Origin of the sequence: Streptomyces sp. NPDC005181 (assembly GCF_040608395.1) — a bacterium.
GTDB lineage: Bacteria > Actinomycetota > Actinomycetes > Streptomycetales > Streptomycetaceae > Streptomyces.
The window spans coordinates 215,700-236,808 of sequence record NZ_JBEXID010000002.1 but is presented as its reverse complement, the minus strand read 5'-3'; the positions used below and the strand labels follow the sequence as shown (position 1 = coordinate 236,808).

The window sequence follows — 21,109 nt, the reverse complement described above, 5'->3', positions numbered from 1 at the left end:
CTAGTGACACGCCACTTCGGCGTGCCCACAGGCATATCCGCAGGTCAACCTACATATTCGTGCCCTAGTCGGCACCGCCAACTGTGGAACTCAGGTTCCCCGTTCACAAACATCTCCTGTGTGGCCCATGTCCCCGGACCGGCGAAGTCCGGCGGCTTGGGCCGGCCGCTGGGTCGGCGGAAGCGGGCGGTGAGACGGTCGACGTATCCCGGCAGGTCGCCGCCTACCCGTGGGAAGGCGGCGCTGGCGGCGAACGGGTTGTCACCGACGAGCTCAAAGGGAAGCATCGTCCCCGGGCCGTCGGGGTCGTCTCCGTGTAGGGGGGCGAGCATGGACCGGGCCGTGATCGAGAAGGCCCGGAGACCCGAGATCTCGGCGGGGGCGATGGCGTACACCGCCGTGATCCGCTGCTTCTCCTCGTGAGTGAGGCTGTCCCAACGTTCCCACGCCTGGTACTTGCCGGAGACCAGGAACGCCGCCTGCTCAAAGGGCGCAGCGCCGCGTTCGTCCCCGTCCACCGTTTCGGGGAAGTAGTGGGCGGCCAGCGCCAGCGCTGCCAGTACCGCAGTCTCCTTGACCGACACCTCGCTCATGTCCAGCTCACCCCTGCCTCCTTGCACACCAGTTCACCGAACTCGGAGGCGGTGACCGCCTTCATCCCGTACGTCTCGCACACCCCAGAGAGCAGCGGGACCTGGCGGGCCCGGTAGTCCGGCACGACCAGCCACTCGGCTCCGCCCTTGTCGCCCTCCTGTGCGTGGATGAGCTTCGCGAGCGTCGTCACCGACGTGTAGTCCTTGACGTCGACCTTGAACGACACCTTTTTGCGTCGCTTCGGAGCGACCTCCACCAGGAGGTCGTAGGCGTCCAACCCCGGCCACAGGTCCACCTTCAGCCCGCGCTCCTTCAACCGGTCGAACAGGGCCAGCTCCGGAAGCCCCGGCACGGTGGTGTACATCCAGATTCCGCGAGCGAGCGCCTTGTGGCCCTCTGCGGGCAGCGCCTCGGGCGGGGTCTCGGTGTCCGGATACAGCACTGCCTCCCTCCCGCTCGGGCGCGCCGGAGACGGCTCTGGCAGCAACTCCGGTGCTTTCTCGTCCGACGTTGGACGGAACAGGTACGCGGCACCCATGTCGGCGTGGGGGGCGTGCCAGCAGCGAGCCGACCCCACGATGTTGCCGGCGTTCTTGCGGAGCGTGAGGCGCATCGGCCAACGGCAGACCGGGCAGGGAAACCACCAGCCGTGGTGGACGGACCCGTAGGGGATCTCCTCGTAGAAGTCGACGACCCCCATCGGCAATTTCAGTTTGCGCAGTTGGTCGACCGGGCCCGCCGGATGCCGGATGAGGTCGGACCGGCCTGCCTCGTAGGCGTTCTGCGTACCCTGCTTTCGTAGAAGCGCGTACGCCGTCTCCTGCTCGATCTCCGACTGGAGCTCCCGATCACTGATCGCACCCGCGTCCTTTTCGAGCTTCCGCAGGGTATGCAGCAGAATCCGCTGCTCCAGATCAAGGTCGAAGGCATCCTCGGTCACCTGCCCGTCCCGGTCGATGACCAGCAACCCGCCCAGGTCCAAGGCACTCACGCCGTCCGGCAGCAGCCCGGCCAGATCCCCTCTGAGTGCCTTCCGGAACTCGGCGAATGGCAGCGGGCTGCTTGGCCCGCGAGCCGCCAGCATCGTGCCGTGGCACTCCATCAGGGTCGCCAGACGCTGCTCCGGCTTCAAGCCGGGCGACGTCATGGCCTTCGCCGCCCGCAGGGCAGCCCGGGTGACCAGGTAGCGGACCCTGGCTTCGTCAAGTGTCTGAGCATCGTCGCGCGTGGGGCTCGTCACAAATCCGCAGCGTAGACCGCACCACTGACATTCACCCCGAGATGGAGGGAATGCCAGTTTCTAGAGTGAGTCGACCGGAAAAGGACCCAGCCCTGTGGTATCGGCCTGCGGATAGAGCTCCCGATAGAGATCGAGGTACTCCGCGACATGCCGCTTACCGAGTCTGGTCAATCGCCATCGGTACTCGTCAACGTGCGTGCCCCCTGCCGCCATCACCGGAACGGATTCGACGAAGCCCCGGCTCGGCTGGCCGCCCGCTTTCCCCTTGTACCCCACGCCGATGAAAAAGAGGGACCGGCCCGCCAACCGGTCGTCCTCCAACCCGGCGGGCTCCGCCGCCGCGACCCGTGCCAATACGCCCCACAGCCACTCCGACAGCAGATGCGCCGCGTGGTCGGGTTCACGAGGCTCGCCCAGCCCTGCGCGGGCAGCTGCTCGGCCCCGGCGAGTAATTTCCACCAGCACCCGGTCCACATAACCAACGCCGGGATGCTCGACAGCGTCCTCCGTGATGATCAGCAGCCCCCGCCGCTCAAGTGCATGCACGGTCTGGCCAGCACCAGGATCGTGCACTCCTCCACGCCGAAGGCGTTCCTGCAGGCGGGTGTAGCCCACCAGTGACGGTGCGGCCTTGAGGGTCAACGGCAGCTTGCGCCACTCGGCCGCTGGGGGCACTGGCAGACGCTGCACCCGTCGCATCCACATCTCGGTCTCCGTCATACGGTCATCTCGCATGATTTCACCCAGGTAGATGCGCTGCCGTTCGTTCAACAACTCCCAGGTCTTCAGTGCGGCCTGCGAGGGGTCCTGCTGCCGCTTGCCCGGAATCTGCGGCGCAGGCTCATCTGTACGTGTGCGCATCCAGGCGTCCAGGACCATGCGCACGGGCACGCCGTAGACCTTCGCAAGAGGAGCGAGCAACCTGCCGGTCGTCTGGGCGTCCTTCCACCCCCGGCCACGCACCTGGCGACCGCTCTCCAGAGCCGCCACCTTGGCTGCGGACACGCACAGCTCACGTCCTGCGGACGATGCTCGCAGCAGTTCAGCGACTCGGTCGACGGGCAGTCCAGCGGCATAACGAAGATCGATCAACGTTTCCGCACCGCGCTGAGCTCCGGTGAGCGCTCCAGAGTCGCACCCCAAAGCCTTGGCCAGCTGGTCCAACCGGGCCGGAGTTGGCGAGTGCCTGCCCTCCTCGTAGAAGAAAATCATCCTTTCCGACACCCCAGCCCGAGCCGCCAGCTCTGCTCGTGTCAAGCCCAGCTCTAGGCGCCGGGCCGCCAGGCGGCTCGGCTCGATTCTGCGAAGGGGCGCGGGCATAACTCCATAAGAACCAGGCTGAAGACTTCATTGCAACCGTGCCTCTGCACCCGCTGTCGGCCCTGCTAGCGGCACGGATCAACGCTGACACCGGCGAGCCGTCCCCTGAACGGTGCCGGCTGCCCGACCGCTCCGTCATCCTTGGGTCTGTACGGTCTCTGGCGGTAAACGGTGCAGCTTCACCGCAGGAACCGCGCTCTGCTGGCATCGCTGCGACACCAGCCTCGCTCCAGCCCTAACGAATGATCATTCTCCGAGCGCGTCAGTCGATGCGGCACTTTCGCCGAGCACCGAGAGGAGCCGCTCGCTCATCCGGAGTCTGCGCCCCTCGTAGAAGTCGAGGAACCCGACGGGCTCGCTGGGGAGGAGGTCGAGGTCGTTGCGAGTGGCGTACTCCTCTCGGGTCTGCACGGTCGGGAAATGCGGCCCGTCAAGCCACTCCCATGGCCAGGCATCGCTCTTCTCGACATTCGGTGTGCCGGCGAGTAGCTGGAGGTTGGGGAGGCCATTGGCCCTGACGAGGTATTCCTCGATCTTCTCGGCGGGTATCCCCATCCGGGTCAAGGCACTCCGCCTGAACCGGGAGCGCGGGAAGATGTGGTCCTCGTGGACGTCCTGACTGAGATTCAGGCCCGGGTACAGCAACGCCAGCACAGCGAAGGTCCGAGCCTTGGAGTACTGCAGGTCGAGTAGTTCCTCGATTTCCTCGGGGCCGAACTGCAAGGACTTGCCGCGCGCGGCCATCGCTGACTCGATGTCACCCGCAGGGAAGCCGTCACTGGGCGGCGATTGGCGGATGACGGTGCAGATGCGGTTGAGCAGTGTGTCCAGTCCGGAGCCCCACACGCCGCGTTTGAGGAGGCTGCGGAAGACCCACGATCGGACAGCTTCACGGTCCTTGGAGTGGGCGCTCGAGACGATGTAGGCGTCGTCGTGGCCGTGTGAGTGCAGGTAGTAGGCGAGTGGGATAACGACGCTGTCTGCGGTCAGCGTGCGCTCGGAGAGCCCAAAGGTGGCCAGGAGCCTGGCGGAACGCAAGAGGCTGGCGCGCATTTGGGGCCATGCCTTCTCCAGTCGCTCCATGTTGGCTTGGGTGAAGTTCGATATCTTGAAGCGAAAGTCGGGTGCTTCTGTCAACACCAGGCCCGCTTTAAGGACCAGGTCCTTGCTAAAGGCAAATGGACGTCCCTGCTCCTGGTTGAGTTCGGTGACCAGTGAGCGGATTTCTTCTCGGGCGTCCAGTTCGCGCCACTGGTTGGTGGCCATGGACAGCAACAGGTCTGAGTTCGAGAGTTTGGTGCCGCCGCTGTTGACCCTGACGAAGATGTCCAGCACTCGATCGGCGTCCGTCGATTCCTCGAGATAGGCGTTGATGGCCGTCTTCGTCCGGACCCCCTCGTACAGGTTGTACAAGGTGTTGAAAGGTTGGGAGCCGGACAGTCCGTGCTGTTCGAGCGCCGCCATCATCGCTGGCCCGCTGTTCTCCAGTTGGAGGATATCGGCGACCCTGAACCAGGGGCGTTGGCCGTCCAGCTCGGACTCCGCCTCCTGCTCGGTCAGGAACTGGAGGTCGTAGGTGAGGCCGAGTTCCTCGTCTCCGGTTCTGCTGAGCAGGTTCAGATACAAGCGCTTGCGCGGATAGGCATCAGGGTTGGTGGCCCACTTGCGCGGCAGGCGTTCCGCGTAGCTACCGTAGAGGCCGATATTGAGCGAGGTGAACCGCTGCTGGCCGTCGAGCACGGCTGTCACGTTCCGGCCTGCCGAGATCTGGGCGACCCGCGCGTAGGGGTTCTTCTCATGATAGTCGGCGAGAAAGTCATAGAAGGTGAACTGGGCTGCCTGGTCTGGGATGACATTCCAGAGGAGGAACGACCCGACCGGATAGCCGCGCATCAGACTGTCGAACAGCACGCATATCTGGTCGGAGCTCCAGACGAATTCGCGCTGGATCGCCGGTAGCACCCATGACCGGTTGTGGATGCTCTTGAGCGCCTCGGCGACGGTCATGGGCGGCAGAAAACCCACAGTTCCCACCAATCATCAAAAATGAGGATGCGTCAGAAGCGACGTGTCAAGCGTACCGGCTGCGGCGTGCGTACGGAGAGCGATGTTCCCTCGCCGATGCCCTTGTACGGAGCTGGGGCAACTCATCCTTCCGGCCGGAATAGTGCGGTACCGCTATCGATTGATCCTCCTGTAGTGATCGCAGGAGGGGGACGCTGGTGACCGACCTGAAGCTGTTCCGGCTGGATGCCGACGGCCGAGATGTCGAGCTGCGTGGTTCGACGGTGGCTCTGGAGGTGGAACTTCAGCGTCGGATCGAGGCTGGCATGGAGGCGATGCTCGGCATCCGCTTCCTGGCGTCGGAGTACCCAACCGGCCCCTGGCACCGGGGCCGGATCGACACGCTGGGGCTCGACGAGAACAACACGCCGGTGCTGATCGAGTACAAAAAAGGCGCCGATAGCGGGGTCATGTCACAGGCGGTCTCTTACCTGTCGTGGCTGTGCTCCGCACGTCACGAGTTCGAGGCCCTGGTCAAGGAGAGGCTGGGTTCCGAGGCGGCCGAGGCGATCGACTGGCGGAACCCGCGGACGGTCTGCATCGCGGCCAGCTTCTCGCACCACGACCGGGTCGCGGTGCACCGTCTGCACGAGCGGATCGACCTGGTGCGCTACCGCGTCTTCGACGGCGGGCTGCTGAGCCTGCTGCTGATCGAGTCCGCCCCTGGGTCTGCGCGCCCGGCCCCGGCTCGGCGGCAGAGTCGGGAGCGGGAGGTGGTGGCTGGTGCCGGCGGCGGGGATGGGAAGCCGTCGGTCCAGGCGCCTCCGAGCGCGGCTCCCGCTTGCCTGCAGGACCTGTACGCCGAGTTGGACGAGGCCCTCACCATCTGGGGCGAGGTCGAGGTGGCTCAGCTTCGGCACTACATCGCCTACCGCCGGATGGTGAACGTCGCCTCCGTTATCTTCCGCCCGAAGCACGAGGCGATCCTGGTCTACCTCAAGGTCGACCCGGACACGGTCGAGCTGGAGGGGGGCTTCTCGCGCGACATGCGCAGCATCGGCCACCTCGGGACGGGCGACCTGGAGGTTCGGATCGCCTCTGCTGCCGACCTGGAGAAGGCGGGACCGTTGATCCGGCGGGCGTTCGAGGCGGCCTGACGCAAGAGGAAGGGCGGCTGGTGCATCGGTTTCTCGATGCACCAGCCGCCCTTTGGCGTCTGCGGTCCGTCGGCCCTGGTCTGGTCGTTCTCATGCTCATGCCTCCGGCCCGGCCAGGACGAAGTCGTCCTGGGTCAGAGTGTGTTGCGTTGCCTGCAACAGTCGCTGTTCTGCCACGTCGGCGTAGTGCGAGGACAACTCGACACCCACGAATTGCCGGCCCTCGCGCAGGGCGGCGACGCCTGTCGAGCCGCTGCCGGTGAACGGGTCGAGGACGGTGCCGCCTTCGGGGCAGATCCGCACGAGCTGCTGCATGATCTCGACCGGCTTCTGGGTGATGTGGACGCGGTCCTTGCGCGGCTGGGAAGCGATGAAGTGGCCGGGCAGGTAGAGGTCCCGGTCCTTTTCGAGGCTGCCCTTGACGCCCCAGATGATGAACTCGGCCGACTGCTTGAACCCGCCCTTGCGGGGTCGGCTGGCCGGCTTGATCCAGGGGATCGTGCCGCTCCAGGTCCAGCCCGCCATCTGCAGGGCATCGCTGGTGGTCGGCTCCTGGCGCCAGTCGGAGAAGACCATGGCGACGGAGTGCTCGGTCGCGGCCCGGTACGCCTCGGTGAGCAGCGCGGTCAGCCAGCTTCGATAGCTCCGCTGGTCGCGGTTCTCGCCGGGGAAGTTCTGCAGGTCGTGCGCCGATCCGGCCGTGACGTACTTGGCGCGGGCAGTGCGGCCGGTGCGGTCCGAGCTGGTCCGTCCGCCGGAGTTGTACGGGGGATCGGTGATGACGGCGTTGACGCTCTCGTCCGGGAGGGTCTTCAGCACGGTGAGGGCGTCGCCTCGGTGCAGCGTGTAACTCATGTGCGGGGCCTCTTTCAGGGCACGACGGGACTGGACCCGCTCCGGACGGCACGCAACAGCGGCCGTTCGGAGCGGGGTTGCGCCGGAGGTTAGCCGCGATGTCCGGCCGCACCTAACGAGCCCGTGCCGTGCTTCGTGCCCGGGTCCGGCGGTCGTTTGGTGCGGCCGGAATCCCGGTCTACTGTCCCGCCATGTCACCGAGGCGGAGCCCAGCTCCACCACCGCTGACCTGTGCTGATCCGTGTTGCCTCGTCCAAAAACGTGACCCGGCAGGCACGTTGAACCCCCGTTCCCGAAGCCGCGAGGAGACCCGGTGCACCGCCTGAGATTACGAGCGCGGCTGGCTGCCGCGCATGACCTGAGACCGGCGTCCGGGAGCTACCAACTCCCCTGACCCGGGCCCGCCCTGAGAGGCGGATTCACATCGGCGCGGTGCCGACGGCTTTGCACGAGAAGTCGGCACCGCGCCTCCTACGAACCGCGAGGAGCCGCTGCGATGCAGCACGCCCTGATACGCCCACGCCCTGACCCAACCCCGTTGCCCGGCCGGGCTGTCCGCCCCGGCGAACAGCGGCGGCGATGAACAAGACCACCGGAGCCGTCGTCGGTCTCTTCGCCTCCGGTCCGCTGCTGCTGGCCGTTCCGATCCTCGGTATCGCGGCCGGGAGTGCCTCGGCCTCCTGCTCGACCGGCGGTCCACAGGCTGTGGATACCTCAGCCGTTGCCGCTCAGGTGAAGGCGATCCTGGACGGCGGCGGCAAGGGCACGGTCTCCGTGCCGGGCCTGGACGACCCGGCCGAGCAGATCCCCAACGCCAAGACCATCCAGGCCACCGGTGTCGCGATGAACATCCCGGCCCGGGGCCAGATCGTGGCCCTGGCGACCGCACTGCAGGAGAGCGGCCTGCGGAACCTGACCTACGGCGACCGCGACTCATTGGGCTTGTTCCAGCAGCGGCCGTCGCAGGGCTGGGGCACCGCGAACGAGATCCTGGACCCGGTGCACGCCTCGACGAGGTTCTACGAGGCGCTGGAGAAGGTCTCGGGCTGGCAGTCCCTGTCTGTCACCCAGGCCGCCCAGGCGGTGCAGAAGTCTGGCTTCCCGGAGGCTTACGTGAAGTGGGAGCCCCTGGCCACTGCCTTGCAGAAGGCGATCGAGCCGCTGTTGTCGAAGGCCGGCGGCACGTCACCGAGCCCCTCGCCATCCGGCTCGGACAGCACGAGCAGTCCTCCGCCGAGTACCACAGGTGGCTGTACGAGCGGCGGGGACGGAACCGACTTCGGAACCATCCCGCCCGGCGCGTTGCCGGCCGGATACAAGATCCCGGCAGACGCTCCGCCCAAGGTCCAGACGGCGATCCGATGGGCGCTCGGCCAGCTCGACACCCCGTACCAGTGGGGCGGGAGCTGCACCGACTCCCACGGGCCCGACCCCATGGGCCGCTGCGACTGCTCCTCCCTGATGCAGCAGTCGTACGAGGCCGCCGGGGTCACCCTCACACGGACGACGTACACGCAGGTCAAGGAGGGCAAGCCGGTATCGGTTGACGCTCTCCAGCCCGGCGACCTCGTCTTCACCGAGGGGACTGCCAAGGTCCCGGAACACGTCGGGATGGTCGTCGGCCAAGGCTTGATCGTCAACGCCCCGCGCACCGGCGACGTGGTCCGCCTCGCGACCCTCGCGTCCTGGAAGCCGCAGATTCTCGCGGCCCGCCGAGTCGTCTGACCGGCGCTTCTCTCCCTCCCCCTTCCTGCACTGCCGCTTCGCCCCCGCGGGCTTTGGCGTGCACTAAATCGAACTGGAGTTCACGCAATGTACCTCGCCGACAAGGTCGTCCAGCTCGCCTACGACCCCGGGATCAAGCCGAACGAGGGCGGGCTTCCGGGCCTCTCGGTCCTCAAGCAGGTAATGGGCTCGATCAACCTCTTCGGGATCATCGCCGTGGTCGGCGCGCTCGCCGTCAGCGCCGGCGTATGGGCCTGGGGTCACCACTCCGGCGGCCACCAGGCCGAGGCCAGCGGCAAGAAGGGCGTGCTGGTCAGCGCTGGCGCGGCCCTCCTGCTGGGTGCCGCGAACGGTGTGGTGGCGTTCTTCAGCACGCTGGGGACGCAGGTCCACTGATGTCTCCCCGCTCCACGAACCCCGGCGGCGCATCTCGCGTGCGCCGCCGGGCGCTGCTCGGCACCGCTGTCCTGGTGGTGCTCGTCGCCCTCGCTGGCCTGGCCGCCTACCTCACCCGCGACGGCAGGACCTCCTCCAAGGCTCCCGCACCGCAGGCGAGTTCGGCTTCCCCCTCCTCCCCTACCGCTTCCGCTTCCGCCTCGTCACGACCGCACGGGAGCCGCGGCGCCCTGCCCGTTCCCCCTTCCACACACGACCCGATCACCTTCGGGAAGGCGGCAGCCGCAGCGCTGTGGTCCTACGACACCCGCGCCTACTCCCAGCATGAGCTGCTGGCCGCCCTGCACAAGTGGCTGACCAGCGAGACGAAGTACGCCGACGCCGCCTCGGTCGACGCGCTCGTCCCCTCGCCCGTGCTGTGGAAGGAGATGGCCGCCAACGGCCAGTTCGCCACCGCCACCGTGAACGAGGCGCACTTCCCCGACTCGTTCACCCGGGCCCTGCAGGCGGACCCCGGGGCGATCACCACCGCGTACGTCTACGCCGTGACGGTCTCCGGCAAACAGTCGATCGCCTGGAACGGATCGCCGCACGGCGGCGCCGAGAACCGCGTCACCACCCTCGCGGTCCAGTGCCGCCCCTCCCAGCCCTGCGCCCTGGCCGGTGTCCTGCCGGCCGTCGCGCCCTGACCCCCACCCCAGAAAGGAGGTACCGCCATGGGAGTCTGCGACCTTCCGCTGATGGGCACCGTCTGCGACACCGTCGACTTCGCCACCAACCCCGCCGGGACCGTCACCGACGGCATCGGGGCGTGGATCGCGAAGTCAGCGGGTGAGCTGGCCGCCAGCGCAGCCGATCTCGCCGCCAAGGCCGTCAACGAAACCACAGCCATCGATCTCAACGCCGGCTGGTTCCGGGACAACTACGAGCTGCTGTTGCCCATCGGACTCGCCCTGACCGTCGGCACGTTCTGCATCCAGTTGATGTTCGCGGCATGGCGACGGGACGAACGCGCCCTCGCCCAAGCGGCGATCGGCACGATGACCGGCGTCCTCTTCTCCTTCTGCGCCGTCGCCTTCACCTCCGTCGCCATCACGGTGGTCGACGCCCTTTCCGACGGCCTGTTCCAAGCAGCCAACAGCTCAGTGGACGACGCGATCCGCCGCGTCATCAAAGTCAACAACCTGGGGGCGATGTACGGCCTCGGCTGGACAGTCCCAGCCCTGGTCGCCTTCGGCTGCGCGATCGGCGCGTTCATGTACTGGGGCGTGATGGTCGCCCGCAAGGTCGGCGTCCTGATCATGGTCGCCCTCGCGGTCTTCGCCGGATCCGGCGGCGGCTGGGAGGTCGCCAAGCGCTGGCGGCGCGGCTGGATCGAGGCCACCGCCACCCTCGTCGTGTCGAAACTGCTAATGACCGTGGTCTTCCTGATCGGCGTCTCGGCGATGGGCAAGTCCGATCCCCAGGACGGAATGGCCGCCCTGTCCGACGCGATGGCCGGCATCGTCGTGATGGTCCTGGTCCTGCTCTGCCCGTACGCCACTTACAAGTTCGTCCACTGGGCGACCGACGGCGGCGGCCACGACGACCTGCACCGTACCGGCGTCGCCGGCATGGCTGTCGCCGCGGGGGCCGCGAAGACCGCGGGCAGCCTCGCGATGCAGGCCAGCACCGGCACTCCTGCTCCGCAGGGGCCGAGCAAGGTCCCCGGCGCGGGCAGCGACGGTGTCGCCTCCGGCATCAACCCCACCGGCGGCAACCTGAGCAAGGAGGGCATCGACGCCGGACCCCCGAAGCCGCAGACCAGCTTCCGGTACGGCGAGGACCCGAACGCCTCCGGCGACAAGGGCCGCGCCCTGATCCAGCGCCCCGGCATCCCCGCGCTGATCACACGGCCTGCCGACACCGAAGCGGGAGGCTCCGAGGGGGGCGCTCCCTCCGCCGCCCAGCCCGCTGGTGCGTCGGCTCCGGGCAGCAGCCTGACCCGCGCAGGTGCCGTGCAGCCCAGCGGTCCCGCCGCACCGCTGGCGCCCTCCACCGGTCCGTCGGCGACCGGCTCCCCGACTCCGACGAGCTGGGTCTACCCCAACCAGCCGCCGTCCGGGTCCTGACCCACCGCCACCCAGGGGGCGGGCTGCATCCTTCCAGCCCGCCCCCTTCCCCCGGCCACCCGAAATGGAGTCCTGCCATGACCTCCAGAAGAGCGCCGCGCCTTCCGCCCCTCCTCGCCCGTCCCCACCGTCTGGAACCGCCATGTCTGACAGCCCCCAGGCCGTAGCCGCCACGGCCACCGTGAAGTTCCCGCACCGCAGCAGGCGCGGCATCCTGCTCGGCCTGACCGCCCCGCAGCTGATCGTCGTGAGCCTCACCGGCCTGCTCCTGCTCGCCGTGATCCTCGCCCGTGGCGTGGTCGGCGCTCTCGAACTCATCCCGCTGTGGGCCGCCATCGCCCTCCTCGTCTTCGTTCGCCACCGAGGCCGATCCCTGGCCGACTGGGCTCCGATCGTCACCCGGTACGTGCTCCGGCGGATGCGGGGTCAGTTGATCTGGCTCGTCCGGCCCTCCCGCCGCCCGGTGCGCGAAGGACTCCTCCACCTGCCCGGTACCGCCGCCAGCCTGCGCGTGGTCACCGCCCCGGACCGCCGGTACGGCGCGGTACACAACCCCCACACCGGCACGCTGACCGCCGTCGTCAAGGTGTCCTCCCACGCCTACGCGCTGCTCGACCCGGGCACCCAGAACGCCAACGTCAACGGCTGGGGACGCACGCTCGCCGCGCTCGCCCGCACCGGCCAGGTCGCCCGCATCCAGGTGATCGAGCGCACCGTGCCGGACTCCGGCGACGCCCTTCGCCGGTACTGGGAGGAGCACGGCTGGCCCGACGCCCCGGTGGCCGGCGCGATCTACAGCGAGCTGATCCAGAGCGCGGGCCCGGCTGCGGCTCCGCACGAGGCGTACGTCGCCATCTCGCTGGACGCCAAGGCCGCGCGACGCCTGATCAACCAGGCCGGAGGCGGTCTGACCGGGTCCTTCAGCGTCCTGGCGCAGCTGACCTCGACCTTCGACCAGGCCGCGCGCACCGCCGGGCTCAACCCCACCGGCTGGCTCACCGCCCACGAGATCGCGGCCGTCGTGCGAACGGCGTACGACCCCAAGGCCCTTGCCGCACTGGACCGTTGGTCCTCCTCCGGGCGTCCCGAGGCCGACCCCGCTGCTGCGGGCCCGGTCGTTGTCGTCGAGAAGTCGGACCACATCGCGACCGACTCCGCCGTCCACTCCACGTACTGGGTGGAGAACTGGCCCCGCACCGAGACGTCGGCGGGCTTCCTGCACCAGCTTCTGTTCACCGCCGGGGTGCGGCGGACTCTGTCGCTGTCGTACGAGCCGAAGGGTCTGGACGCCGCCCTGCGCGATGTCCAGCGCAAGAAGGCCACTGTGATCGCGGACGCCGCTGAGCGAGCGCGGCGCGGCCAGGTCGACTCCGAAGCGGACTCGATCGAGTACCAGGACATCAAGTCCCGTGAGCGCCAGCTCATCGCGGGCCACGCGGATGTCGCCCTGACCGGCCTGCTGACCGTCTCGGCCGACACGGAGGAGGAGCTGCGGTCCGCCTGCGCGGTCGTGGAGACCGCGGCGGTCGGCGCCCAGCTCGACCTCCGGCCGCTCACCTGGCAGCAGGCCGAAGCGTTCACCGCCGCGGCGATGCCGCTGGCCCTCGCCGCCTGATGCCGGCCCTCCTCCCTTCCGAAAGAGCACCCCCATGTCCCGCACCGCCAGCCCGACCGCGCAGGACTTCGTGCCCTTCGCCACCGCCGCGCTCGACTTCCACCGCGCGCTCAACGTGCCAGGCGGTCCGCTCGTCACCACCCGCGCCGAGCTGGACGCCCTGCACGCCCACCTCGTCTCGCTGCACGGCCTGCTCGACGCCCACGCCGCCCGCACAGGCCAGCTCGTGCCGATCGAGGGCGACCAGCTCCGCGCCGCCCGCACCCGAATCTGGCAGGCCGCCGACCACGCCCATGCCGCCTACCACGCGGCCCCTCGGTCGGACTCCGGCGAGGTCCCGGAACGCGAGGCGTGCCAGGCCGGCCTGCCAGAAGGCGCACCGGAGCTGACCATCTGCCAGCGCCACCAGCGCACCGCGCACCTGGTCCGCCGCCGCACCACCCCGGCCGACCTCCACGCGCCGTTCACCGGCCTCGTCCGCCACTGACCCTGCCTTCCGTCTGGAGAAACGTTCATGCCCCGTACCCGCGCCAGCGCCTCCCACCTGTTCGTCCCCCGCAAGGCATCGCGTGCCGAGCAGCGAGCCGCCCGCGCCGGTTTCGCTGAGGCCCGGCGCCAGGCCCGCCTCGCCGGAGCCCCGCCCAAGCGCCGCAACGAGGAAACCCTCGACCCGGAGCTGCGGCCCACCTATCCGCCGTCCGGACGCCCCGGCTCCTCCTCGGCACGCGGCGGCAAGCTCAGCCTGCCCGCCCACCGGATGACCACCGCCACCGTCAGCGGTGCCTATCCCTTCCTCGCCGAGGGCGGCCTGGGCGCGGAGGGAATCTTCATCGGCCGCGATGTCCACGCGGAGGCCGCGTTCTGCTACGACCCGTTCTCGCTGTACAGCAGCGGCCGGATCGAGGGCTTCACCAATCCCAACGCCGTCCTGGCGGGGATCATCGGCATGGGCAAGTCGGCGCTGGCCAAGTCCATAGCCACCAGGGCGATTGCCCACGGCTACCGGGTCTACGTGCCGTGCGACCCCAAGGGCGAGTGGACGGCCGTCGCGCAGGCTCTCGGCGGCTACAGCATCGCCCTGGGACCGGGGCTCCCGGGCAGGCTGAACCCGTTGGATGCTCCGGCCCGGCCCGCCGCGGTAAGCGAGGACGACTGGTCGACCGAGGTCCGCAAGCGCCGTCTCCTGCTCCTGGCCGGCCTCGCGCGCACCGTGCTGAAGCGCGATCTCCAGCCGATGGAGCACACCGCCCTGGACCTCGCGCTGGACCTGGTCGTCGCCGAAGCCGAGGCCGGGGGCACCGTGCCGCTGCTCGGCGAGATCGCGCACACCCTCGGCTCGCCCGAGCGCCTCGACCGGGCCCTCGGCGACCAGGCCGGGCACATGGGACCCGCCGCGCAAGACCTCGCGCACGCCCTGCGCCGTCTGGTCCACGGCGACTTGAGCGGCATGTTCGACGCGCCCTCGACCGTGGCCTTCGACCCGACCACCCCGATGCTGTCGATCGACCTCTCCCGGCTCGGCGGCTCGGGCGACGACACCGCGCTGGTCCTCGCGATGACCTGCGCGAGCGCCTGGATGGAGTCCGCACTCGCCGACCCCGACGGCGGCCGACGCTGGGTGATCTACGACGAGGCATGGCGCGTGATGAGGCACGTCGGCCTCCTGGAGCGCATGCAGAGCCAGTGGAAGCTCAGCCGAGGTCTCGGCATCGCCAACCTGATGGTCATCCACCGCCTCAGCGATCTGCTGAGCGCGGGCGACGCCGGCTCGCGCGGCCGGGTACTGGCCGAGGGCCTCCTCGCCGACTGCAGCACCCGCATCATCTACCGCCAGGAGCCCGACCAGCTCGCCGCCGCCGCGTCGCTGCTCGGCCTGACCGGTGTCGAAACCCAGGCAGTGTCCGCCCTGACCAAGGGCCGGGGCCTGTGGAAAGTCGCAGGTCGGAGCTTCATCACTCAGCACATCCTGCATCCGGCCGAGCGCAAGCTGTTCGACACCGACGCCCGCATGTCCGCCAAAAGCGCCGAGTTCACGCCTACTGACGGATTCTCAATTCCGCTGCGGCTCCGTGAGGTGCGGTGATGAGTCTACGCGGGGTCGCGGGTTCCCGGTCCGGGCTCGTCCCCGGTCTCGGGTTCGGTGTGCCCGAGAACGCCGCCCCACCCAAGCGCCACCCGACGACCGGCCCGGCCGCGAGTCCGGACAGCGGCGCACCGGCCACCGACTGGAACGACCGCCTCGCCGCAGCCCGAACCGAGGAGTTCACCGGCCTGTTCTACGAGGCCGTTACGGAGGACTTCGGCGCGGTGGCCCGCCTGCACCAGATGCTCGAAACCGCCTCCGAGTGGTGCCGCACCCACGGCGCCCGAAGCAGTGCGTCCGAACTGGACGCCATCGCTGCCCGGTTGACCGACCTCGGCGAGGAGCTGCATCTCGTGGGGGAGAACGTCGGCCACGAGATCCGCTCCCGGTCGCACGGGGCGGCAGCAGCGGCCCGCCCCTCGCCAGCGGCGTCGGCCCGGGGAACTTCCCCCGGCCAGCAGAGCGACGCTTCGGCTCCCGTCTCACCGTCCGCTGTGCGCTCGCTGCCGCGTTCGCGGTGAGGCACCCGCATAGGAACGAGGAACAACCATGCCCACCTCTCCCGGCTCCCCCACCTCCCCTGACAGCCAGCCGCAAGACACCGGCGAACAAGCGGCATGGCGAGTGCGCGTCCAGGCCCTGGCCTTGGCCGCTGACGGCATCAGGCAGGCGTCAGACCGATGGGATGCCGTCTCGGACTCGTACTGCGACGAAGACGGCTGGCCCGTCGACGAAACCGGGTACGCCGACGGCAAAGTGGCCCGGGACGCCGCCGCCTGGGAGCACGTCGAGACCTTTCTGGCCCATGGCCCCGGAGTCCTCGCCGGTGTACGGGCAACCGCTCAACCGGCCGACTACCTTGGCGGCACGATCAGCGCCGACCTGCTGCGCCTGCGGGGGATCGATTCCGTACTGGCGCGGGCGGGCGAGATCCGCCGCGAGTGGGATCAGGTCATCGCGCTCATGGAGGGCTCCATGCCCGGGTCACGGGAGCTCTACGAGGAACGGGCCCAAGAGATCCGCAACTCCGAAGGCTGGCACTACGCCGACGAACTCAGCTACAGCGGAGCGGCGTTGGCCAGGGCTGCCGATCACCTGACCGACCGGATCGGTGTCGACCAGTCTGCGCACACCGGGCGTGTCCAGGCGGCCCTGGCCCGATCCGCCTCCGGCCAACGCGGTGCCTCTCCCCCTTCGCCGCCAGCCTCGGCGGCGTCGGACCCCCCTGCCGCACGCCGCTCGCGCTGACGCCTCTAGCACCGACTTCCGGCGAGGCCAAACCGCCCGATCACCGGATCCTCAACGAACGCCACTACCCCTGCCAGCTCCCGCCCGGCTGCGGCTTCCCGCCGTCTACCGCTTGGGACGACCGGCCACGGAGAAGCCCACATGCGCCCCGATCAGACGCTGGTCACCCTCCAACGCGAGGGCACACGCATCACTGCGCGCACCAGCGAACCCTTCATCCAGGAAGCCGCCGCTGGCGCGTCGGAGCGTGAGCACCAGTACAGCCACCTGACCACACCGCTTCGGCAGCGCGGCCTGGCCTGCACCGTCGAGTACGGCCTCAGTGACTACATCGTCCGCGCCGAACTTCCCGACGGCAGCGCCCTGATCATCTCTCCGCCCCAGGAACCGGCCACCGACCACCCGCCCGGGTATCCGGAGAGCTGGTTGGTGACGCGCGGGCATCCCGATGACTCCACGCTCCACGAAGTGATCTACGACTCGGAGCCCGACGGTCCTCACGCCGGGTACGGCGGCAGCGTCCCCCGCCTGCTCGCCGCCATCGACGCGCGCCTGGATCTGCTCGGCCTGCCACCCCGACCGGAACCCCGGCGACTCGCTCAGGAGAGCGCTGCCGACGCAGCGCTCCACCGTGCGGGCTTCGTCCCCGTCGTGCTGTTCCGTGAACGCTTCCACCGACTGCCCTCGGCCATGACCAACCTGGTCGAGCAGCGGGAGATGGTGACCCGGGCCTTCGACATGCTGCAGGCCGAGGGCTTCGACGTCTCGTGCGATCCCGACCTGCTCGATCCCAGCCGGCCGCCCCCTGGCGGTCACGGGTTCAGCCTCGGCGACCGGCTCGGCTACCTGTCCGAGTCCATCCAGTCGGCGGCGCATACGAGCGAGGTCGTCGCCGCGCTGAGCGAGCTCACCGCTCCCGGTGACGGCGTTCTCCAGCGGGTCGTAAAGTCCCTCACCACGACGGCCGACTGGTGGGAGGGCCTAGGCGAACCCGTCGATCCCCACTACGCGAACCGACTGCGCTACATCACCAAGAAGCTCGACTCCTACGCGTTGGAGATTCGGTCCATGCGCGGCGATCTGGCCGACCGGCACACCTACCACCCCGACAAGGTCCTGGTCCGGGTGGACCGAGTCGCTCCGGAGGAGCCTGCGGGGCCTCGCGTCGCCGCCGCTCTCGCGGTCTCGCCGACCGCACGGCGCACGACCCCGGCGGCGGTGCCGTCAGCTCCTGCCGTACGTCCCGCCCTGCCTCCTGCCCGACCCTCGTCCGCACCCGGTCGCTGACCGCTGCCCACCTCGGAGCCCGCCTTGACTAGCACCAGCAGAACCATCCCCGCCCTCGACCGCCCCTCTACCCATGCCCGCACCGGATGGATCCGCCATGCCCACCTCCGAGCACGACCCGCTTCCCGACATCGCATTCGGCCGCCACCCCGACTTCGGCATCGTCGCCTCCAACCCCAAGCAACTGGCCGCGAGCGCCTGGATGTTGAAGGGATTCGACTTCCACCCCGTCCCCGACCACTCCAACCTGTACGCGCTGGCCAACCAGCAGCGCGACGGGCAGGACCGCGCTACCCGGGCCGTCGCGCTGTTGCGCAAGGCCGGCTACCGGGTGGACGCGGACGCGGCATTCGATCCTTCGCCGGCCTCCGGCCCAGCCGCCGCCCGCGACCGGCCCCCGCGCGCTGAGCCGGACGTCGCGTTCGCCGAGCATCCGCAGCTCGGCGTGGTCACCGCGACCGCCGACGGTTCCTCCGCTCTCGGCGGCCGACTCATCCTGGAAGAGAACGGCTGGCGGCATAACCCGAGCCTGGACATCTACACGCTGCCGATCACCACCGACCGTGGCCAGGCGCTCGGCAAGGTAGCTCAGGCCACCATGGCGATACACCGCGCCGACCTCCAGGTAGCCGTGCAGCCCGCCCTCGCCCGGGACGTCACCGCACGCCACCCGCCCGCACCGTCGGCGGCAGCGCGCCATGAACACGGCCCGGACGTCGCCCCCCGCCGGTTCCCCGTCATGAACGCCGCCGCGCTCGCCGCCAGTCCCGCCCGCGCCGGCCTGCCCGGCAAACCCCCGGTCCCCACGCCCGCCGCCTCCGTCCCGGCTTCCCGCCCGGTGGACCCGCGCGTGGCGTTCTCCCGCACCCCCTGACATCCAACACCCGTAAGGAAAAGCTCCCATGGCCGTGAAAACCATCTGGCACATCGACTTCTCGTGCGGGCACAGCGGCGCCCGCGACCTGTCCGACCGGGCGGCCGACCGCCGCGCGGGCTTCGCCGAGTGGCTCGCCAAGCAGGAGTGCACCGATTGCTGGCGGTCCGCGAAGGAGGGCGACGAGCAGGACAAGGCCGCCTGGCTGGAGGCCAAGCGCGCCGAAGAGCAGGCCGAGTCCGATGCCTGGTCGGAGCTGTACCGAATGCCGCCCCTCGAAGGCCGCGAGCGCGCCATCGCGTGGGGCGTGCGCTGCCGCCACCAGGTCCTGGCTGCCGCGTACACCGCTCTGGTCCTCGAAGGCGAGAACAGCGAGGCGCAGTGGGAGGAGATCGAGGAAACGGCTCGCACGATCACCCGCGCCGGGTGGTGGATCGACCAGCGCTCCTCCGAGCCCGGCGACCTGACCGAGCTGCTCCAGGCGGCCACCGTAGCCGACCGGCCCACCGAGAACCCCCACTTCTGACCACCCCGGTGCCCCGCCCCGTCGGGGCACCGGATCCCTCTCCCTGCCAGATGCGGATACCCCATGCCCGAGTACCCCTTGCGCTGCGATGTGCGGCGCACCGAGAGCACCACCGATCTGCTCACCGACCTCCACCGCAGCGAGCCTGGCTTCGCCCCCTTCCTGCTCACCGCTTGGTCGCCGGAGTTGACCGCCCAGGACGCCGTTGTCCTGCCGTACCTGGCGCTGCTGCTCGACGAGCCCCTGTCCTTGCGTAAACCACGGACCGGACACATCGCGTCCCAGCGGCTCACCTGGCACTGCGCGCTCCGCAACACCACCGGCGTGGAACTCGACGACGACGACTGGTTCGAGCTGACGCGCGAGGTCCTCGACGCCACCGGCATCGAGCCGGACGACGACCCGGCCGCCTGCCGGTGGGCCGCCCTGCGCAACCAGGCCAACGGACTCGACATCGTCGCCACCGTCATCCGCCAGGACGGCCACTGGGCCCGGCTGCACAACGACGCGTACTTCGCACGCTCCGCCTGCGCGGACTTCGCCTACGACCACGGCCTCGACGAGCCGCGGTGACCGCAGGCGTCTATCACCCATCTCCGGCCGGGCCAAATCGCGGATTCTGCGGATCCTCTCTCCCTGACGGCCCGGCCACCCGGGCTCCCGTTCGCCACTCCCCTTCGAGGTAGACGCCGTGATCGCCCACCTGCAGCGCGCCAGCCACACCGCCGGTCTGCTCACGTATCTGTTCGGGCCGGGCGAGCGCGGCAACCACACCAACCCCCGCCTGATCGCGGGGGACGGCCACGGCGCCCCGATCGAGATGCTCGCCCAGCCCGACGCGCTGCCGTACCTCGCCCGCGCCCTGGACGCACCCGTCGAGCGTCTCGGGGCCCGCGCGCCCGAGCGGCCGGTGTGGGTCTGCTCGGTCCGCTCCGACCCCCGGCATCCCGACCTGACCGACTCGCAGTGGGCCGAGGTGGCCCGCCGGGTGGTAGCGGTCACCGGCATCGCCCCGGACGGCGATCCGGACGCCTGCCGGTGGATCGCCCTGCGCAACCAGCCCCACCGGGTCTACGTCGTGGCCACTCTCGCCCGCAAGGACGGCAGCCTCCACAACGCCTATCGCGACGCCTTCCACCTGCAGACCGAGTGCCACCGCATCGCCACCGAACTCGGCCACCTGCCCCTGGCCCCACGCCCAACACCCCTCGCCCAGGAGTCCCACGTGCCTGCCCCCTACGTCACCATCAATATCGAGCCCAGCGGCAGCGTCTCAGCGAGGGGCGCCAGTGACGACCTGTCCGCCACGCTCCTCAAGCACGCCGGATTCCAGCAGATCGAGGACTGGTACGGCCGACGCCACCGCCTGCCGACCACCACCCCGCAGGCCGACCGCGCCGCCATCGCCACCCACGCAGCCGAGATGCTCCGCGCCGCCCGGTACAGCGTCGACCTGGACCCCGACCTCGACACCAGCCGGTTGCCCACCCCGGCCAACCCTCTCGGGCTCTACACCACCGGAGCCGAGATCCTGCGGCTGACCGACCAGATCAGGGCCGCCGAGAACGGCGCCGGCCTTGAGCAGGCGGTCGATCACCTTCTTCATCCCGAGCACGGAGTCCTGGAACGCGTCCGGGAAGCGCTGGAGACGGCAGGCGAGCAGATCACCGACCTCGACGACGAGGCGTACGCACTGGCCGACCGGTTCGGCTTCGCTGCGGAGTTCGTCAGCGCAGCGCAGTCGGAACTCGTCGGGGCGGAAGTCGAATTGCATCGTGTCGGCGACTCGCAGCAGGACCAGGTGAAGGCGCGGACGCAGCCCCCGGCACTCCCCGGCTCCCGCAGCGCTGCTCTCGCCACGTCGCCCGCAGCGGCCAAGGTGTCCTCGGCGCTCGGCACTGGAGCACCAGAGGTCGGCGCGGTCGTACATCCGTCGCAGGCCCCCGGCTCTCGGACCCGGTGACCCCGATGCTCTCCTCCCTGCTCCCTCCGTCGGCCTGCCGTGCACCAATCTCATGCGGGCCACCGACGCTCTGGCCAGCGCGTCCGCGATCAGATCGGTCAGGGCCGAGGG

Annotated in this window: 20 protein-coding genes; 15 read left to right on the top strand and 5 right to left on the bottom strand. The window is 69.5% G+C overall.

Going from position 1 to position 21,109, the window contains the following annotated elements; genetic code table 11:
• Positions 1 to 44: 44 nt before the first annotated feature.
• The 4 genes from ABZV38_RS03040 to ABZV38_RS03025 form a co-directional block, all read right to left on the bottom strand.
• Positions 45 to 593, bottom strand: a complete 549-nt coding sequence (locus ABZV38_RS03040; RefSeq protein ID WP_356323902.1) for a hypothetical protein — start codon at positions 591 to 593, stop codon at positions 45 to 47.
• Positions 590 to 1,834 carry a hypothetical protein gene (locus tag ABZV38_RS03035; RefSeq protein ID WP_356323900.1) on the bottom strand — a complete coding sequence of 415 codons (1,245 nt, stop codon included), beginning with the start codon at positions 1,832 to 1,834 and terminating at the stop codon, positions 590 to 592. Before ABZV38_RS03035 ends, ABZV38_RS03040 begins: the two co-directional genes overlap by 4 nt.
• A 60-nt stretch (positions 1,835 to 1,894) precedes the next feature.
• Positions 1,895 to 3,154 (bottom strand): helix-turn-helix transcriptional regulator, encoded by a 1,260-nt coding sequence (locus ABZV38_RS03030; protein ID WP_356323898.1) that lies wholly within the window; start codon positions 3,152 to 3,154, stop codon positions 1,895 to 1,897.
• A 246-nt stretch (positions 3,155 to 3,400) separates the two neighbouring features.
• On the bottom strand, positions 3,401 to 5,161 hold the full coding sequence (locus ABZV38_RS03025) for a DUF262 domain-containing protein (RefSeq protein ID WP_356323896.1): 1,761 nt from the start codon (positions 5,159 to 5,161) through the stop codon (positions 3,401 to 3,403).
• Positions 5,162 to 5,376: 215 nt separating this feature from the next.
• On the opposite strand from ABZV38_RS03025, the gene ABZV38_RS03020 reads away from it, so the two are divergent.
• Positions 5,377 to 6,315, top strand: a complete 939-nt coding sequence (locus tag ABZV38_RS03020; protein ID WP_356323894.1) for a DUF5655 domain-containing protein — start codon at positions 5,377 to 5,379, stop codon at positions 6,313 to 6,315.
• Positions 6,316 to 6,411: 96 nt separating this feature from the next.
• Here ABZV38_RS03020 and ABZV38_RS03015 read toward each other — a convergent pair whose 3' ends face one another.
• Positions 6,412 to 7,170 carry a site-specific DNA-methyltransferase gene (locus ABZV38_RS03015; protein WP_356323891.1) on the bottom strand — a complete coding sequence of 253 codons (759 nt, stop codon included), beginning with the start codon at positions 7,168 to 7,170 and terminating at the stop codon, positions 6,412 to 6,414.
• Positions 7,171 to 7,749: 579 nt separating this feature from the next.
• On the opposite strand from ABZV38_RS03015, the gene ABZV38_RS03010 reads away from it, so the two are divergent.
• The 14 genes from ABZV38_RS03010 to ABZV38_RS02945 all read left to right on the top strand — a co-directional run bounded on the left by ABZV38_RS03010 (position 7,750) and on the right by ABZV38_RS02945 (position 20,998).
• Entirely contained in the window at positions 7,750 to 8,895 is a 1,146-nt protein-coding gene (locus tag ABZV38_RS03010) for a C40 family peptidase (RefSeq protein ID WP_356323890.1), read from the top strand.
• A gap of 87 nt (positions 8,896 to 8,982) precedes the next feature.
• Positions 8,983 to 9,291, top strand: coding sequence for a DUF6112 family protein (locus ABZV38_RS03005; protein ID WP_055522607.1), 309 nt, complete (start codon positions 8,983 to 8,985; stop codon positions 9,289 to 9,291).
• The gene (locus ABZV38_RS03000; protein ID WP_356323888.1) at positions 9,291 to 9,980 is read left to right on the top strand and encodes a hypothetical protein; all 690 of its coding nucleotides are present in this window, start codon (positions 9,291 to 9,293) and stop codon (positions 9,978 to 9,980) included. The genes ABZV38_RS03005 and ABZV38_RS03000 overlap by 1 nt, the downstream gene beginning before the upstream one ends.
• A 27-nt stretch (positions 9,981 to 10,007) precedes the next feature.
• A complete protein-coding gene (locus ABZV38_RS02995; RefSeq protein WP_356323886.1) occupies positions 10,008 to 11,402 on the top strand; it encodes an ATP-binding protein in 1,395 nt (464 codons plus the stop codon).
• A gap of 142 nt (positions 11,403 to 11,544) precedes the next feature.
• Complete coding sequence (locus tag ABZV38_RS02990; RefSeq protein ID WP_356323884.1) at positions 11,545 to 13,017, top strand: SCO6880 family protein; 1,473 nt, start codon at positions 11,545 to 11,547, stop codon at positions 13,015 to 13,017.
• A 34-nt stretch (positions 13,018 to 13,051) separates the two neighbouring features.
• Positions 13,052 to 13,504, top strand: coding sequence for a DUF6238 family protein (locus ABZV38_RS02985; RefSeq protein WP_356323882.1), 453 nt, complete (start codon positions 13,052 to 13,054; stop codon positions 13,502 to 13,504).
• Positions 13,505 to 13,531: 27 nt separating this feature from the next.
• Entirely contained in the window at positions 13,532 to 15,100 is a 1,569-nt protein-coding gene (locus ABZV38_RS02980) for an ATP-binding protein (RefSeq protein WP_356323880.1), read from the top strand.
• Positions 15,100 to 15,621, top strand: coding sequence for a hypothetical protein (locus tag ABZV38_RS02975; RefSeq protein ID WP_356323878.1), 522 nt, complete (start codon positions 15,100 to 15,102; stop codon positions 15,619 to 15,621). Before ABZV38_RS02980 ends, ABZV38_RS02975 begins: the two co-directional genes overlap by 1 nt.
• Positions 15,622 to 15,649: 28 nt before the next feature.
• Positions 15,650 to 16,348, top strand: a complete 699-nt coding sequence (locus ABZV38_RS02970; RefSeq protein WP_356323876.1) for a hypothetical protein — start codon at positions 15,650 to 15,652, stop codon at positions 16,346 to 16,348.
• A 141-nt stretch (positions 16,349 to 16,489) separates the two neighbouring features.
• On the top strand, positions 16,490 to 17,635 hold the full coding sequence (locus ABZV38_RS02965; RefSeq protein WP_356323874.1) for a hypothetical protein: 1,146 nt from the start codon (positions 16,490 to 16,492) through the stop codon (positions 17,633 to 17,635).
• A gap of 97 nt (positions 17,636 to 17,732) precedes the next feature.
• Positions 17,733 to 18,509, top strand: coding sequence for a hypothetical protein (locus ABZV38_RS02960; RefSeq protein WP_356323872.1), 777 nt, complete (start codon positions 17,733 to 17,735; stop codon positions 18,507 to 18,509).
• Positions 18,510 to 18,537: 28 nt separating this feature from the next.
• Positions 18,538 to 19,035, top strand: a complete 498-nt coding sequence (locus ABZV38_RS02955) for a hypothetical protein (protein WP_356323871.1) — start codon at positions 18,538 to 18,540, stop codon at positions 19,033 to 19,035.
• Positions 19,036 to 19,098: 63 nt separating this feature from the next.
• On the top strand, positions 19,099 to 19,608 hold the full coding sequence (locus tag ABZV38_RS02950) for a hypothetical protein (RefSeq protein ID WP_356323869.1): 510 nt from the start codon (positions 19,099 to 19,101) through the stop codon (positions 19,606 to 19,608).
• Positions 19,609 to 19,726: 118 nt separating this feature from the next.
• Positions 19,727 to 20,998 carry a hypothetical protein gene (locus ABZV38_RS02945; RefSeq protein WP_356323867.1) on the top strand — a complete coding sequence of 424 codons (1,272 nt, stop codon included), beginning with the start codon at positions 19,727 to 19,729 and terminating at the stop codon, positions 20,996 to 20,998.
• Positions 20,999 to 21,109: the final 111 nt, after the last annotated feature.